The sequence below is a fragment of the Amycolatopsis sp. YIM 10 genome (genome assembly GCF_009429145.1).
Classification (GTDB): Bacteria; Actinomycetota; Actinomycetes; order Mycobacteriales; family Pseudonocardiaceae; genus Amycolatopsis.
Genome location: NZ_CP045480.1, coordinates 3,588,583 through 3,603,914, shown reverse-complemented (window position 1 = coordinate 3,603,914; position 15,332 = coordinate 3,588,583). Strand labels below are relative to the sequence as shown.

The window sequence follows — 15,332 nt, the reverse complement described above, 5'->3', positions numbered from 1 at the left end:
CAACGTAACTCAGCCCAGCGGCAGCGGCAAGATCTTTCCGGTCGCCTCGCGCAGGGCGTCCCGCATCGCCTCGCGGGGCGCGGTGCGCCCGGTGATGTGCTCGAACTGCCGGAACGCCTGGTGCAGCAACATGTCCAGCCCGGTGGCCAGGCGGCCGCCGCGCTCGGCCACCGCTTCGGCGAGCGGGGTGGGCCACGGGTGGTAGATGACGTCCAGCAGGCACGACGCCGTGGCCAGCTCGGCCAGGTGCGGTTCGATCGCGGCCGGCGGCACGGTGTTGACCAGCACCCCGGCCTTCGCGACGGCGTCGCCGAAGTCGGTGTCCGACCAGCGCGACACGTCCACGGCCAGGCCCGCGCGTTCGGCCGCCGCCACCGTCTCGCCCGCCCTGGCCGGGTCGCGGACGATCAGCCGCACCGAGCGAACGCCGAGTTCAGCCAGTGCGACCACGCTCGCCGCCGCGGTTCCGCCCGCGCCGAGCACCACGCCGGTGTCCCCGCTCGCGGGCTGGTAACCGCCCGCGGCGAGCAGTGCGCCGGTCACGCCGTCGACGTCGGTGCAGTCGGCGAACCAGCGGCCGTCGCGGCGGACGAGCGTGTTGATCGCGCCGACCGCCCGCCCGCGTTCGGTCACCTCGTCGGCGAGCGCGATCGCAGCGCGCTTGCCGGGCATCGTCACCGAGAATCCGGCCCATTCCGGGCCGAGGTCCCGGATGAACGCGGGCAGGCCCTCGCCGTCCATCTCGATCCGGTCGTAGCGCCAGTTCGACATGCCGAGCGCCGCGTAGCCCGCGCCATGCAGCACGGGCGACAGCGAATGCGCGACCGGCTTGCCAAGGATCCCGGACCGGTGGGGCGACTCAGTAGGCACCGCGTTCCCTGGCGAGGTTCTTGTTCTGGTTGTGCTCGTCGAGCGTTTCGGCGAAGCAGGACAGCCCGTTCTTCTCGCACTTGACGAAGAACAGGATCGCGCCCTCGGCCGGCTTCGCGGCCGCGTCGATGGCTTCCTTGCTCGGCGAGGAGATCGGCCCCGGAGTCAGGCCCTTGTTCTGGTAGGTGTTGTACGCGCCGGCCTTCTCCCGGTCCTCCGGGGTGGTGGTCACGATCGGCCGGTCGAGCACGTAGTTGATGGTGGAGTCCATCTCCAGGCGCATGTTGTCCTCGAGCCGGTTGTAGATCACCCGCGCGATCTTGGTGAAGTCCTGCTGGACTCCTTCGCGCTCCACGATCGAGGCGATCACCAGCAACTCGTACGGCGACTTCCCGGTGCCGTCGGCGAGCTTCGGCAGGCCTGCCGCCTGGAGGCGGGTGGTCGACGCCTTCAGCACCTCGGTGAGCAGCTGGGTGGCGTCCCAGCCAGGCTTCACGTCGTACACGCCGGGCTGGATCAGCCCTTCGATGCGTCGTTTCGGTTCAACCTTGCTCGCGCCCTCGACCGCCCAGTCGGGCACGCCGAGCGTGGCCAGGTCGGCGGTTTCGGAGACCTTGCGCAGTTCCTCGACCGGGACGCAGGTGCTCGCGCCGTTGACCGTCGCGCAGGAGGACTTCGACAGCAGCGCGAACACACCGTCGGTGGTCTTGCCGTCTGGCTGGACGATGTCGTCGAGCTGGGTGCCGCCGCGGATCTGCAGCACGCCCTTGCGCGAGGCCGGGTCGACCAGCTTGCCCACCGCGCTGCTGCCCGACATCTTGGTCTTCATCTGGTAGTAGCCGGGCTGGATGCTGCGGACCTTGTTCTCGTCCTCGGCCGCCTTGGTGAAGGCCTTCTGGCTGGCGACCACGCCGGCCTGGGTCATCTTCGTGGCGATCGCGTTGGTCGAGTCGCCATCGGCGACCTCGACCAGCACATCGGACTCGCCGGTGCCCTCGAAGTCGTCGTAGCCGAACCCGAGCAGTTCCTGCGCGCCGAACCAGGCCGCGCCGCCGACCACGACGATCACCAGTACCGCGGCGATCCAGCCGAACGCGCGCTTGCTCCGCTTGCGGCGCGGGCGCGGCTCGTCCGGCGGTTCCTCGCCGATGCGCTCCGGCGCCGCGCGGTCCTCGTCGTCGTATTCGGCGTACTCGTCTTCGTCGTAGTAGTCGTCGTAGAACTCGTCGTCGGCGAAGCTCTCGTACTCGTCGTCACGGTCACGGCTGCGGTCACGGTCGTCGAACTCGGGCACCGGTTCAGGGTCCGGTTCCAGGCCGTATCGCGCCACCTGGCCGGCGTCGATCACCTCGGTCGGGCGATCGTCCGGCGGCGGCTGCGGCGGTGCCGGGGGCGGAGTGGGACGACGGCGCGCCGGAGGCGGCGGCGCCGGGCTCTCGGCCCGTGGGCGTCGAACCGGTTGAACCGGCGGGCGCGCGGGGGCGCGGCGCGGCGGCTGCGGTTCCGGCGGAGCGGGGACACCGAGCTCCGGCGTGGCGAGTGAGTCGTCGTCGGCCTCGACGTAGCGGTGGCGGCGCCGCGGCGGCGCGGGCTCGGGGCGCGAAGGCGGTTCCTCGCCGCGCAGGCGCCGACGGCCGCCGCTGCCCTCGCGGGGCGGTGGCATGCGGAGTTCGCCTTCACGGCGGACCGGCTCGTCCTCCTCGCGCAACCGGCGACGGCCGGCGGAACGAGGCTGGGCGGGCTCGGGAGGCACGTCGGCCTCCCGCCGCCGTCGTCTGCCGCCGCCCTCGGGTACCCCGGGAGACTCGCTCCTCACGACTCACCCTTCCGCGCGCGGAACGCCGCACGCCCGTCCAGCCAGCCTTGGAGAATCTCGACGGCGGCCGCCTGATCGACCACCGCGCGCTGCTTGCGTCCCTTCACCCCGCGCTGCGAGAGCATGCGCGACGCGGTCACCGTGGTGAGCCGCTCGTCGGCGAAGCGGACCGGGACCGGGGCCACCCGCTCCGCGAGCAGTTCACCGTATTCGACCGCGATGACGGCGGCGGCGCCGTGCCGGTCCGCGAGCGTTCTCGGCAATCCCACGATCACCTCGACCACCTCGTGCTCGACGACCAGGCCCGCCAACTGCTCAACGTCACCATTGTCTGCCGCATCACGCTTTAGGGTAACGAGTGGCGAGGCAAGAAGGGGCGCCGGATCACTGAGCGCGACGCCAACCCGGACCGAGCCGACATCCACCGCAAGCCGACGGCCGGCCCCGGGATCCTGCTCCCCGGGCCGGTCCGCCTTCCGCTGGGTCACCCGCCGGCTACCGCGGCGCGCAGCGCCTCGATCGCCCGGGGCACGCCGGCCGGGTTCGACCCGCCGCCCTGCGCCATGTCCGGCTTGCCGCCGCCACGCCCGCCGATCGCCTCCGCGAAGGAGGGCACCAGCTTGCCGGCGGCGAAGCCCTTGTCCCGCGCACCCGCGGTGGTGGCCACGACGAAGCTGACCTTCTCCCCCGCCGGCGAGAACAGCGCCACCACGCCCGGCCGGTTGCCGAGCCGGTTGCGGATCTCGGTGGCCAGCGCGCGCAGCCCGTTGCCGTCGATCCCGTCGAGCTGCTCGGCCACCACGCTGACCCCGCCGAGGTCAGCGGCCTTGTCCGCGAGATCGCCGGCGGAACCCAGCACCTCGCGGGTCTTGAGCTGCTCGATCTCCTTCTCCGCCGATCGCAGTCGCGACAGCAGGTCCTCGATGCGCGACGGCAGCTGCTCGGTCGGCACCTTCAGCGAGCCGGCGAGCTGCGAGACCAGCAACTGCTCCTTGCGGACGTACCGCAGCGCGTCCGTGCCGACCAGCGCCTCGACGCGGTGCACGCCCGAGCCGATCGACGCGTCGGACACCAGCTTGACCAGGCCGAGCTGGCCGATGCGGTCGACGTGCGTGCCACCGCACAGCTCACGCGAGTACTCGCCCATGTCGACCACGCGCACGTCGTTGCCGTACTTCTCACCGAACAGCGCGACCGCGCCCAGTTCGAGCGCCTTGTCCTTGGTGGTGACGTAGCTCTGCACCTCGACGTCGGTCTGGAGGTAGTCGTTGACCTCCTCCTCGACCTCGGTCAGCACGTCGGCCGAGACCGGGCCCGCGGTGGTGAAGTCGAACCGCATGCGACCGGGCGAGTTGAGTGAACCGGCCTGCGCCGCGCGCTTGCCGTACGCGCCGCGCACCGCGGCGTGCACCAGGTGCGTGGCCGAGTGCGAGCGCTCGATCATCGACCGGCGGGCGGCGTCGACGGAGCCGGTCAGCTCGGTGTCGAGCCCGACCTCGCCTTCGACGACCTCCACGCGGTGCACGAACAGGCCCTGCACGACCTTCTGGACGTCGTGCACCTTCAACTCGACGCCGTTGCCGATCAGCACGCCCGTGTCGGCGACCTGGCCACCGCTCTCCGCGTAGAACGGCGTGCGGTCCAGCATGATCTCGGCCTTGCGTCCCGCGCCGACGCTGCGCACCGGAACGCCGTCCGCGAGCAGGCCGATCACCCTGGCGGTCGCCTGCAGGTCGGAGTAACCGAGGAACTGCGTCTCGCCGTGCTGCTCGAGCACCTCGCGGTAGACCGACAGGTCGCCGTGCCCGCTCTTGCGGGAGGCCGCGTCCGCCTTCGCGCGCTGGCGCTGCTCCTCCATCAGCGTGCGGAAACCGTCCTCGTCCACGGTCAGGCCCTGCTCGGCGGCCATCTCGAGGGTCAGGTCGATCGGGAAGCCGTAGGTGTCGTGCAGCTGGAACGCCTTGTCGCCGGCGAGGATGCCGCCACCGGCCGACTTGGTCTCCTCGGCGGCGAGATCGAAGATCCGCGAGCCCGAGGTGAGCGTGGAGAGGAAGGCCTCTTCTTCGGTTTTGACCACGTCGGAGATACGGTCGAAATCGGCGACCAGTTCAGGGTAGGACGGGCCCATCGCGTCGCGGACCACGCCGGCGAACTCCGGCAGCACCGGCTCGTGCACACCGAGCAGGCGCATCGAGCGCACGATGCGGCGCAGCAGGCGGCGCAGCACGTAACCGCGGCCGTCGTTGCCAGGGGTGACCCCGTCGCCGATCAGCATCACGCCGGAACGCGCGTGGTCGGCGATCACCCGGAAGCGCACGTCGTCGGTGTGGTCGGCGCCGTAGCGGCGGCCGGAGAACTCCTCGGCCCGCGCGATCACCGGGCGCACGAGGTCGGTCTCGTAGACGTTCTCCACACCCTGCAGCAGGTAGGCGACGCGCTCGACGCCCATGCCGGTGTCGATGTTCTTCTTCGGCAGCTCGCCGATCGGCGGGTGGCCGTACTTCGGGCTCTTCTCACCCCGTACGTCCTGCATGAAGACGAGGTTCCAGATCTCCAGGTAGCGGTCCTCGTCGACGACCGGGCCGCCCTCGCGGCCGAACTGCGGGCCGCGGTCGTAGTAGATCTCCGAGCACGGGCCGCCGGGACCGGGCACGCCCATGTCCCAGTAGTTGTCGCGGCCGTCGCGCGACTGGATGCGCTCCGACGGGATGCCGGCGACCTTCTGCCACAGGCCGGCCGCCTCCGAGTCGTTCTCGTAGACGGTGACCCAGATGCGCTCCGGGTCGAAGCCGAAGCCGCCCTGGTCCTGGGACTTGGTGATCAGCTCCCAGGCGTTGGCGATCGCGCCTTCCTTGAAGTAGTCGCCGAAGGAGAAGTTCCCGGCCATCTGGAAGAACGTGTTGTGCCGGGTGGTCTTGCCGACCTCGTCGATGTCACCGGTGCGCACGCACTTCTGGATGCTGGTCGCGCGCGGGTACGGCGGCGGCACCTCACCGAGGAAGTAGGGCTTGAACTGCACCATGCCCGCGTTGACGAAGAGCAGGTTCGGGTCGTCCAGGATCAGCGAGGCGCTGGGCACCCTGGTGTGCCCCTTGCCTTCGAAGTGGGCGAGGAAGCGCTTGTTGATCTCGTGTGTTTCCACTGGTCTTTCCTTGCGCTGGGGCTCGGCCGCGGGCAGGCGGCCACACGCCGAGCCGGGAACAGGGGCTGGCTGCGGCGGCGGAGGGTCCGGCGCGGCGTCGGCGGACGCGGCCCGGTCAGCCCTCCGCCCGGCGAGCTCGCCGCGCCGCGGCGTGCCTGCCCTGCGGGCGCGACGGAAGACCGGTGCGGTCCTCGACCAAGTCGTTCAGCTCTTGTTCGCGCTCGTTCATCCCGGCGCGCACCTCCGCGCCGAACGAGCCCACGGCACCGGCGAGCTCGCGCATGGCGTCACCGAGGTTCGCCGCGACACCGGCCGGGGTGGCCTGGCGCGCGGTTTCGGTCGCCTTGCGCGAGATGGCGACGCCGGCGACCACTCCGACACCGAGCCAGAACAGCCGCTTCATGACTTCCTGCTCCTCTTCCGGCCGCGGACCGGCTTCCCGTTCGCCTTGGCCCGGCGCGCCTTGACGGCCTTGCTGATGCCGTAGGACAGCGCCGCGGTCTTGACCAGCGGGCCGCCGAGCGTCGCGGTGAACACCGACGACAGCGCCGAGACGTTGCCGCTGACCGCCTGCGCGTTGGCGGTGATCCCGTCCACCCGCTCGAGCTGGGTGTTGACGTGGGTGATGGTCTGGTTGGCCCCGGTGAGCAGCGGATCGGTGTTCTCGTGCGCCTTGCGGATGGCGATGGTCGCCTCGTCCAGCGTGCGGCCGAGCTTGAGCAACGGGATCGCCAGCAGCACCACCAGCACAACGAAGGCGCCTGCGGCGATGAGCGCGGCGATCTGCCCTGCCGACACGGGGTCCTCCCTGGAGATTCGGGGCGAGCTGATTGCCGGTCAGGCTACCGTGCGTGGCTGTCCTCCACCGTACTGGCCCGGTGCTGTCCCAGCCGCCGCAGGAACTCCGTGCTTTCCCGCACGCCAAGGGCCCGCGCGCGCAACGCGGTGAACCGCTCGACGGCGTCGCGGAGGGCGGCGGGGCGGTCGCAGAAGATGTCCCGGTCGTGCCCGCCGGTGATCATCACCGCCGGCGCCGGGCGCGGGAAGAAGTGCAGCGTGACGGTGCGGCCGAGGAACGGATGCGCACCCGCGCCGGTGGGCAGCACGTGGATCTCGACGTTCGGCGCGGTCTCGTTCAACCAGCACAACCGCGCGAGTTGCGCGGCCATCACCGCCTCACCGCCGATCCCGGTGCGCAGCGCCGCTTCGCCGAGCACGCAGCGCAACCGCAGGCGCGGCCGGTCGGTGCGTTCGAGGCAGTCCCGCCGGGCGAGGTGGAGTTCGACCAGTTTGACCGGTCCGCCCGGGAGCAGGGCTTCGGTGTACGACCGCACCTGCAGCACGGGCGGGATCAGTTCACCGGAGTAGTGGGCGGTTTCGCGGGCCTGCGCTTCGAGGGCCAGCACGCGGCGCAGGTTCGCCGGAACGGGTATCGAGCCGTAGGTGCCGCGGGGCTTGCGGCTGCGGGACGCCCGCGCGTACCGGATCAGCTCCTCGCGCTGACCGGTGCCGGCGCCGTAGCGAACGAGGAGTTTCTCCAGTTCCGCCGGTTTCGCGCCGGACCGCCCGAGTTCGAGGTCGCCGATCTTGGAGGGGGTGCAGCCGAGCAGTTCGGCCGCCTCGCCGCGGGTGACGCCCGCCTGTTCGCGCATGCGGCGCAACACGGCCGCGACCTGCACCCGTTCGGTGGGGATGGGCTGGGACACCGCGCTACGGTAGCACAAGTGGCCTATGCCACTACTCCGTGTGCTAGAACGCTGTGGGGCTGTGGAGACGACGAACGCACCGACGGGATGGCGCATGAAGCACGTGCACGCAGGCAAGGTCCGCGATCTGTACGAATGGGACGGCGACATCCTGCTCGTGGCCACCGACCGCGTCTCCGTCTACGACGTGTCGCTGCCGACGCCGGTGCCGGACAAGGGCAAGCTGCTCACCCAGCTGTCGGCGTGGTGGTTCGAGCACCTGCGCGAGGTGGTGCCCAACCACCTGATCTCGGCGACCGACGTGCCTGCCGAGTTCGCCGGGCGCGCGATCCGCTGCAAGCCGCTGAAGATGATCCAGGTCGAGTGCATCGCACGCGGGCACCTGACCGGGCTCGGCCTGCGGGAGTACCAGCGCGACGGCGCGGTGTCCGGGATCCGCCTGCCCGAGGGCCTGGTCGAGGGCGTCAAGCTGCCGGAACCGATCTTCACGCCCACCACGAAGATCTCCGACACCGGGCACGACGAGTTCATGACCTTCGACGAGGTGGTGAACGAGATCGGGCGGGAGACCGCGGACCGCATCCGCGACCTGACCCTGGAGATCTACCGCAAGGGTGCCGAGCACGCGGCGACCAAGGGCGTGATCATCGCGGACACCAAGCTGGAGTTCGGTTTCGACGCCGACGGCGAGCTGACCCTCGGCGACGAGGTGCTCACCTCCGACTCGTCGCGGTTCTGGCCTGCCGACGAGTGGGAGCCGGGGCGTCCGCAGCGCTCGTTCGACAAGCAGTTCGTGCGCGACTGGTCGCTGACGACCGGCTGGGACAAGACGCCGCCGGGACCGGAGATCCCCGCCGATGTGGTCGCCGCGACCAGGGCGAAGTACATCGAGGTGTACGAGCGAATCACCGGCAACACCTGGACAAGCTGACGTTCTTGTTCCGTTCACCGGGTTAGGCAAGGGTTCGGGCCATGCCTGAACTGTCACGCCGCCGGGTGCTGGCCACCACCGGGGCCGCCGTCGCCGGCTCACTGCTGCCACCCTCACTGCACGCCGCCATGGCCGCGCCGATGCGCCGGGGCCGCGGCCTCGCCGAGGTCGAGCACGTCATCGTGCTCATGCAGGAGAACCGCTCGTTCGACCACTACTTCGGGAAGCTGCGCGGGGTGCGCGGATTCGGCGACGCGCACCCGCTCCCGCTGCCCGGTGGCGGTGACGTGTTCAACCAGCCGAACCCGGCCGGCGGTGTGGTGCTGCCGTTCTCCCTGCGCGAGGGCGCGGCGAGAGCCGGGCGCGACCCGGACGACATCCAGTACCTCGGGGACCTCGACCACAGCTGGGGCGGCAGCGGCAAGGCGTGGGCCAAGGGCTGGAACAACGCGTGGATCGCGGCGAAGGGCGCGGCCACGATGACCTACTACGACCGCGCGGACATCGCGCTGCAGTACGAGCTGGCGGACACGTTCACCATCTGCGACGCGTACCACTGCTCGATCTTCGGGTCCACCAACCCGAACCGGAACTTCCTGATGACCGGCACCACCGGGTTCGAGCCGAACGGGTCGCGCGCGGTGACCAACGCGGCCTACTCCTACGACCACCCCGGTTACACCTGGACGACCTATCCGGAGCGGTTGCAGGCCGCCGGCGTGCCGTGGCGGATCTACCAGGAGTGGGACAACTTCACCGACAACGCGGTCGAGTACTTCGTACCGTTCAAGAAGATCGGGCACAAGATCCTCGCCGGGGTGCCGGGCGGGTACCGCACCACCGAGGAGTTCTACTTCGCGCTGTTCGACAAGTCGCCGGAGGAGCGGAAGGCGCTGCTGGCGAAGTTCGACGAAGGTGTCGCCGGTTTGACCGCGGCCGAGCGGGACCTGTTCGACCGGGCGCTGTTCCGCGGGGAGCCGGAGTCACTGGTCGGCAGGCTGCGCGCGGACATCGCCGCGGGCACGCTGCCGAAGGTCAGCTGGCTGGTGCCCTCGGCGGCGGACTCCGAGCACCCCGGCGCGTCCACCCCGGTGGGCAGCGCGAACCTGATCTACGACGTGCTCGACGCAATCGCCGCCGATCAGGACACCTGGTCGAAGACCGTGCTGCTGCTGAACTTCGACGAGAACGACGGCTACTTCGACCACGTGCCGCCGCCGGTACCGCCGGCCACCGCGCCCGACGACGCCGACCACGCGGGCGGGCAGCCGCTCGGTTTCGGGCCGCGGGTGCCGATGACCGTGGTGTCGCCATGGACGATCGGCGGTTACGTGGATTCGACCGTGTACGACCACACCTCGGTGATCCGGCTGCTGGAGAAGTGGACCGGGGTCGCCGAGCCGAACATCTCGGCCTGGCGGCGGACCGTCGCGGGAGACCTGACCGGCGCGTTCGACTTCGACCGCGCGGGACGCCCGCCGTCGATGACCAAGCCGGGTCCGGTGCCCGAGCCGATCTCGCGCTGGCACCCGACTCCCCCGGCCGAGCAGGCGCTTCCGGAGCCCGAACCGGGCCGCCGCCGGGCGCGGGCGCTGCCGTACCAGGCGTCGGTGTCCGGTGGGTTGAACGCGCGCGGCGAACTCGCGGTCTCGCTGCACAACGGCGGCGCGGCCGCCGCGCACTTCGCGATCTACGCGTACACGGGCGAACTGGCTGAACCCGCACACCGCGACGTGCTCGGCACGCTCACCGAAACCCTGCCGAACAAGGGCGACGAGTACCGCGTGGTCGTGCAGGGGCCCAACCGCGGCTGGTGGGAACTGCGCGGCCGCCGCTCGGGGACGGCGGCCGGGGTGAGCGTGAGCACGCGGTTCCTGCCGCACCGGAACGGGCTCGAGCTGACCTTCGAGAACTCCGGCACGGCCGCGGTGTCGCTGCGCTTGGACTCCGGTCGTGTCGTGCTGGTTGAACCGGGCAAGTCCGCGCAGGTCCCGGTGCCCACCGAGGCCGGCTGGTACGACATCCGCGTCACCGCGGACAGCGACCCCGCCTTCCTCCGCGCTTTGACCGGGCACGTGGAGAACGGGCAGCCGAGCTTCACGCCGTGAAAGCCACGCGGTATAGGTCGTTATACGGGTGCCGGGGCTACTGCCCGCGAATGGTCCGGCGGAGCTTCGGCACCCGTTCGGCCAGCGTGCGCTCGGCGCCGCGCTGAGTCGGGTGGTAGTAGTCCGTGCCGACCAGCACGTCCGGCGGGTACTGCTGGCTGAGCACCCCCTCCGGCACGTTGTGCGGGTACCGGTACCCCTTCGCGTTGCCCAGCTTCTCCGCGCCCGCGTAATGGCCGTCGCGCAGGTGCGGTGGCACCGTGCCGAGCTTGCCCGCCCGCACGTCGGCCAGCGCGGCGTCGATCCCGGTGATCACCGCGTTGGACTTCGGCGCGGTGGCCAGGTGCACCGTGGCCTGCGCGAGCGCGAGCCTGCCCTCGGGCATGCCGATGAACTGCACGGCGTGCGCGGCGGCGATCGCCGACTGCAGCGCGGTCGGATCCGCCATGCCGATGTCCTCGCTGGCGTGCACCACCAGCCGCCTGGCCAGGAAGCGCGGGTCCTCCCCCGCCTCGATCATCCTGGCCAGGTAGTGCAGCGCGGCGTCCACGTCGGAACCGCGGATGGACTTGATGAACGCGCTGATCACGTCGTAGTGCTGGTCGCCGTCGCGGTCGTAGCGCACCGCCGCCTTGTCCACCGTGGATTCGACGGTGGCCAGGTCGATCACGCCGTGCTCGGTCGCGCCGGCGGCATCCGCCGCGGCTTCCAGTGCGGTCAGCGCGCGGCGCGCGTCCCCGGAGGCGAGCCGGACCAGGTGCTCGCGCGCGTCGTCGGCCAGTTCTAGCGCGCCACCGAGGCCGCGTTCGTCGGTCAGCGCGCGCTCGATGAGATCGCTCACGTCTTCGTCGGTGAGCGGGCGCAGTTGCAGGACCAGTGAGCGCGACAGCAGCGGCGAAACCACCGAGAACGACGGGTTCTCGGTGGTGGCGGCGACCAGCAGCACCGTGCGGTCCTCGACCGCGCCGAGCAGGGCGTCCTGCTGGGTCTTGGAGAAGCGGTGCACCTCGTCGATGAACAGCACGGTGTTCTCGGCGTTGTAGTTGCGGCGGCGCCGGGCCTCCTCGATGACCCCGCGCACCTCCTTGACCCCGGCGGACAGCGCCGACAACGCGACGAACCGGCGGCCGGTGGCGGTGGACACCAGGTTGGCCAGTGTGGTCTTGCCCGTGCCCGGCGGACCGTAGAGCAGCACCGACGCGGGCGCGGCGCCCTCGACCAGCCGGCGCAGCGGCGCTCCTTCGCCGAGGAGGTGCTGCTGGCCGACCACCTCCTCGAGCGAGCGCGGCCGCATCCGCACCGCCAACGGGGAGCCGGCCGGAACCGGCCGCTCGGCCACCGGTTTCGCGGGCTCCGGCGGCGGAGCCGCCACGTCCGGGTTCACCGTGAAGAGTTCGTCCTGCGCCACGGTGTTGACGTTAGCCGCTGGGTCCGACACTCAGTCCGCTGGCCGCGAACACCCGTGCGATGCGACACCGCCGCGAGCAGACTCGGGCGCATGGTCGAACGGGTAGCGGTGCTGTCCGACATCCACGGAGTGTTGCCCGCGTTGGACGCGGTGCTGGCCGAACCGGACGTGGCCGGCGCGGACCGGATCGTGCTGACCGGCGACATCGCGGCCGGGCCGCAGCCGGTCGAGGTGCTGGACCGGCTCGTCGCGCTAGGCGACCGGGCGGTGTGGGTCAACGGCAACGCCGATCGGGAACTGGTGCAGCTGGTACGCGGCGGCGAGACGGACATCCCCGACCCGATCGTGCCATGGTGTGCCGAGCAGTTGCGGTCGAACCAGGTCGACCTGCTGGCAAGCCTGCCCGCGACGGCCCGGCTGGAGATCGCGGGGCTGGGGCCGGTCCTGTTCTGCCACGCCACCCCGCGCGACGACGAGGAGGTCGTGCTGGTGGACAGCTCGCTGGAGCGGTGGGCCGAGGTGCTCGACGGCGTGACCGAACCGACCGTGGTCTGCGGCCACACGCACATGCCGTTCAGCAGGCTGGTTGACCGGCGGCTGGTGGTCAACGCGGGCAGCGTCGGCATGCCGTACGGATCGCCCGGTGCGCACTGGGCACTCCTCGGCGGCGCGGACGGGCCGGCGGTGCAGCACCGGCGGACGCTGTTCGACGCCGAAGCCGCCGCGGACTCGATAGCGGCGACGTCGAGCTACGACGACATCGAGGAGTGGGTGCGCTACTTCGTGCGAACCCCGCTGTCGGACACCGAGGCGCTCGCGGTGTTCGCCCCGCGAGACGGCCGCGGTTCGTGACGGCTGAGCGTTCCGGCGGCGCCGAAGGTCAGGTCGCGTAGGTGTGACAAACCCGGCCGGAGTGTGAAGCTGCCGAGCAGCCTGGCCGCGGTGGCGACGCGCTGAGCAGGGCGCCTGCGTTCGCGGTCGTACTGGTTCAACGCGTGCGCGAGGTCGCCACCTCCGGCGAGGTGTCGACCGAGTGCGACGCCGTCGACGAGCGCCTGGCAGGCACCCTGGCCGAGGTCGGCGGTCATCAGGTGGGCCGCGTCGCCGATCAGCACGGCGTTGCCGGAGACGAAGGTCGGAAGCCGCGGCGCGAGGTAGCGGATCGGGTAGCTCAGGATCTCCGCGTCGGCGCTGCGCTCGATCAGCGACGGAACCGGGTCGCACCAGTCGCCGAACAGGTCACGCAGCTGGGTCATCGGATCATCGCCAAGGCCACCCTGTGGAACCCGGATCGGGGCGTACCAGTTGGTCAGGCCAGCTTCGGCCGGGGTGACGCCGAACTTGCGCCCCCGGCCGAAGATCTCCTGGCTGACCTCCTCGTCGGACGGCACCATGCCGATCCACGCCGAGTAGCCCGAGTAACGCGGCCGGTGCGCAGCGCCGAAGCACGCCTCACGCACGGCGCTGCCGATGCCGTCCGCGCCGACGACCACGTCGTACTCCGCGCGCAGGTCGCGGACGTCGGCCGGTTCAACTGGCTGACCGGTGCGCACCAGGTCCGCCGACAGGGTGCCCCGGAGCAGACTGATCAACGCGGTGCGCGAGATCAGCACCGGCAGATCGCCGGTGCGCCGCTCCAGGCGGCCGACGTCGAGCCGGGCGAGCGTCCGGCCGTCCGAACGGCGGAAGCGCATCTCCTGCTGGGCGACACCCGTGCGCCGCACCCGCTCGCCCAGCCCGATCGCGTCCAACGCGCGCAACGCGTCCGGCCACATGCCGAGCGCCGTGCCTCGCCCCTCGATCCGCGCACGGCGCTCGAAGACCGTCACGTCCAGGTTCCGCTGGTTCAACGCGAGCGCACAGGCAAGCCCGCCGATCCCGCCACCGACCACCGCGATTCTCACTGTCATGCGCCCACCGTACTACAGGTGTAGTCACAGATGTAGTACTAAGCTGACGAGGTGCCTCCATCCAGAGAACGGTCCCGCCGTGACGAGGTGGTCGAAGCGGCGACCACGGTGCTCGGTACCCAGGGCGCGCGCGGGCTGACGCACCGCGCCGTCGACTCGGAAGCCGGGCTGCCCGCCGGAACGACGTCGAACCACTTCCGCACGCGCGGCGCACTGCTCGCCGGGGTGCTGGCCGGACTGGCCGAACGCGATTTCACCGTGGCCACCGAACTCGCGGAGGACGGTCTCGCCGAGGGTGCCGCCCGGTTCGCCCGGCACATGGCCGGGCCGGATCGGGTGGCGACGCTCGCGCGGTACGCGCTGTTCCTCGAAGCGGCCTGGGATCCGCAACTGCGGGTCCAGCTCGACGTCACCGGGGCACGGGCGGCGGCGCCGCTGCGCGCGCTGCTCGTCGCGTCCGGATCGACTGACCCGGACCTGCACGCGAAGATCCTGCTCGACCACATCGAGGGCATGGTGTTGCACGAGCTGACCCGGCCGTCGGGCGACTTCCGGCCGGAGGACTCGCTCCGGCTGCTGGTCAGCGCGATGGGGCTGGACGGTTCTCCCAGTACGACCGCCACATGATCCGCGCCGCGTAGGGCAGCAGGTCGCGGCCGCGCCGCCAGAGCCACGGGATGCCCTTCAGCACCAGCCAGCCGACGTGCTGCGCGGCGCCCGCGGTCGCGCCACCGGAACACTCCAGGCTGACCGGCACCCGGATCTCGACGCCCGCGTCGGTGAGCAGGCCGGCGAACCCCTGCGCCAGCATGCGGTGGCCCAGCTCCGACGGGTGCAGCCGGTCCACGCTCCAGGCGTCCAGCTCGTAGGCGCCCGGCAGGGTGGTCAGGTCGAGGCACGGCACACCGCGTGCGGCGACCACGCCGTCGATCACCGCGTTCAGCTCGTCGATCCGGGACCGCAGCGCCCGGTACAGCGAGCCGGGCAGGCGGAAGACGCGGCCGTGGTCGTGGAAGCGCACCGGGATGACCACCGAGCCGGCGGCCCGCAGCTCGGTGACCACGTGGTCGAGGTCGGCGGCGATGGCCTCGGCGTCGAAATCGGAGCGCAGGGTGTCGTTCATGCCGACGATCAGCAGCACCACCTCGGGCCGGTGCGCCAGCGCGACCGGCAGCTGCTCGGTGCGGACGCACCGCATCCGCGCACCGGTGAACGAGGCGTTCAGATAGCCGTCCGGCTCGATGCCCAGCGCGTCGGCGACCAGCGGGCCGACCCCGCGCCAGTGCCCGCCGGGCAGCGGGTCGCCGAGGCCGACCGCGGTCGAATCGCCCAGCACCGCCAGCCGGGAGACGCGGCGCGGCGCCGATGCGGAAAGCTCGGGAACCTCGGATGCCAGGGTGAATTCTTCACGCAGCACGGTCACACCGCAGACCTTCCGGCA

Annotated in this window: 14 protein-coding genes; 4 read left to right on the top strand and 10 right to left on the bottom strand. The window is 71.2% G+C overall.

Annotation, left to right across the window (positions count from 1 at the left end; translation table 11 throughout):
- Positions 1–9: 9 nt before the first annotated feature.
- The 7 genes from YIM_RS17515 to YIM_RS17485 all read right to left on the bottom strand — a co-directional run bounded on the left by YIM_RS17515 (position 10) and on the right by YIM_RS17485 (position 7,534).
- Positions 10–870: a shikimate dehydrogenase gene (locus YIM_RS17515; RefSeq protein ID WP_153031373.1), complete on the bottom strand. Its 861-nt coding sequence runs from the start codon at positions 868–870 to the stop codon at positions 10–12.
- Entirely contained in the window at positions 860–2,686 is a 1,827-nt protein-coding gene (gene mltG / locus YIM_RS17510; RefSeq protein WP_228004794.1) for an endolytic transglycosylase MltG, read from the bottom strand. The genes YIM_RS17515 and mltG overlap by 11 nt, the downstream gene beginning before the upstream one ends.
- Complete coding sequence (ruvX, locus tag YIM_RS17505; protein ID WP_153031372.1) at positions 2,683–3,174, bottom strand: Holliday junction resolvase RuvX; 492 nt, start codon at positions 3,172–3,174, stop codon at positions 2,683–2,685. Before ruvX ends, mltG begins: the two co-directional genes overlap by 4 nt.
- Entirely contained in the window at positions 3,171–5,828 is a 2,658-nt protein-coding gene (gene alaS / locus YIM_RS17500) for an alanine--tRNA ligase (RefSeq protein ID WP_153031371.1), read from the bottom strand. The genes ruvX and alaS overlap by 4 nt, the downstream gene beginning before the upstream one ends.
- A gap of 115 nt (positions 5,829–5,943) precedes the next feature.
- On the bottom strand, positions 5,944–6,231 hold the full coding sequence (locus YIM_RS17495; protein ID WP_153031370.1) for a hypothetical protein: 288 nt from the start codon (positions 6,229–6,231) through the stop codon (positions 5,944–5,946).
- Entirely contained in the window at positions 6,228–6,626 is a 399-nt protein-coding gene (locus YIM_RS17490; protein WP_113691145.1) for a DUF948 domain-containing protein, read from the bottom strand. The genes YIM_RS17495 and YIM_RS17490 overlap by 4 nt, the downstream gene beginning before the upstream one ends.
- Positions 6,627–6,670: 44 nt before the next feature.
- The gene (locus tag YIM_RS17485; RefSeq protein ID WP_194240187.1) at positions 6,671–7,534 is read right to left on the bottom strand and encodes a helix-turn-helix transcriptional regulator; all 864 of its coding nucleotides are present in this window, start codon (positions 7,532–7,534) and stop codon (positions 6,671–6,673) included.
- Positions 7,535–7,628: 94 nt separating this feature from the next.
- Between YIM_RS17485 and YIM_RS17480 the strand changes: the two genes are divergently transcribed.
- On the top strand, positions 7,629–8,465 hold the full coding sequence (locus YIM_RS17480) for a phosphoribosylaminoimidazolesuccinocarboxamide synthase (protein WP_153031368.1): 837 nt from the start codon (positions 7,629–7,631) through the stop codon (positions 8,463–8,465).
- Between the two features lie 41 nt (positions 8,466–8,506).
- Positions 8,507–10,573 (top strand): phosphocholine-specific phospholipase C, encoded by a 2,067-nt coding sequence (locus YIM_RS17475; protein ID WP_153031367.1) that lies wholly within the window; start codon positions 8,507–8,509, stop codon positions 10,571–10,573.
- A 37-nt stretch (positions 10,574–10,610) separates the two neighbouring features.
- Here YIM_RS17475 and YIM_RS17470 read toward each other — a convergent pair whose 3' ends face one another.
- Complete coding sequence (locus tag YIM_RS17470; RefSeq protein ID WP_153031366.1) at positions 10,611–11,981, bottom strand: replication-associated recombination protein A; 1,371 nt, start codon at positions 11,979–11,981, stop codon at positions 10,611–10,613.
- Positions 11,982–12,071: 90 nt separating this feature from the next.
- On the opposite strand from YIM_RS17470, the gene YIM_RS17465 reads away from it, so the two are divergent.
- A complete protein-coding gene (locus tag YIM_RS17465) occupies positions 12,072–12,833 on the top strand; it encodes a metallophosphoesterase (RefSeq protein WP_153031365.1) in 762 nt (253 codons plus the stop codon).
- On the opposite strand, the gene YIM_RS17460 is transcribed toward YIM_RS17465, so the two are convergent.
- Complete coding sequence (locus YIM_RS17460; protein ID WP_153031364.1) at positions 12,758–13,891, bottom strand: FAD-dependent oxidoreductase; 1,134 nt, start codon at positions 13,889–13,891, stop codon at positions 12,758–12,760. The genes YIM_RS17465 and YIM_RS17460 overlap by 76 nt on opposite strands.
- Before the next feature lie 51 nt (positions 13,892–13,942).
- On the opposite strand from YIM_RS17460, the gene YIM_RS17455 reads away from it, so the two are divergent.
- Complete coding sequence (locus YIM_RS17455) at positions 13,943–14,518, top strand: TetR/AcrR family transcriptional regulator (RefSeq protein WP_153031363.1); 576 nt, start codon at positions 13,943–13,945, stop codon at positions 14,516–14,518.
- On the opposite strand, the gene YIM_RS17450 is transcribed toward YIM_RS17455, so the two are convergent.
- Positions 14,472–15,314, bottom strand: a complete 843-nt coding sequence (locus YIM_RS17450; protein WP_153031362.1) for an SGNH/GDSL hydrolase family protein — start codon at positions 15,312–15,314, stop codon at positions 14,472–14,474. The two genes, YIM_RS17455 and YIM_RS17450, sit on opposite strands and share 47 nt — an antisense overlap.
- Between the last annotated feature and the right edge of the window lie 18 nt (positions 15,315–15,332).

Bases quoted from the DNA above. Each gene is read 5' to 3' on its own strand.
- YIM_RS17495 (WP_153031370.1), bottom strand. From the start codon at position 6,231: ATGAAGCGGCTGTTCTGGCTCGGTGTCGGAGTGGTCGCCGGCGTCGCC.
- YIM_RS17480 (WP_153031368.1), top strand. From the start codon at position 7,629: ATGAAGCACGTGCACGCAGGCAAGGTCCGCGATCTGTACGAATGGGAC.
- YIM_RS17475 (WP_153031367.1), top strand. From the start codon at position 8,507: ATGCCTGAACTGTCACGCCGCCGGGTGCTGGCCACCACCGGGGCCGCC.
- YIM_RS17465 (WP_153031365.1), top strand. From the start codon at position 12,072: ATGGTCGAACGGGTAGCGGTGCTGTCCGACATCCACGGAGTGTTGCCC.
- YIM_RS17460 (WP_153031364.1), bottom strand. From the start codon at position 13,891: ATGACAGTGAGAATCGCGGTGGTCGGTGGCGGGATCGGCGGGCTTGCC.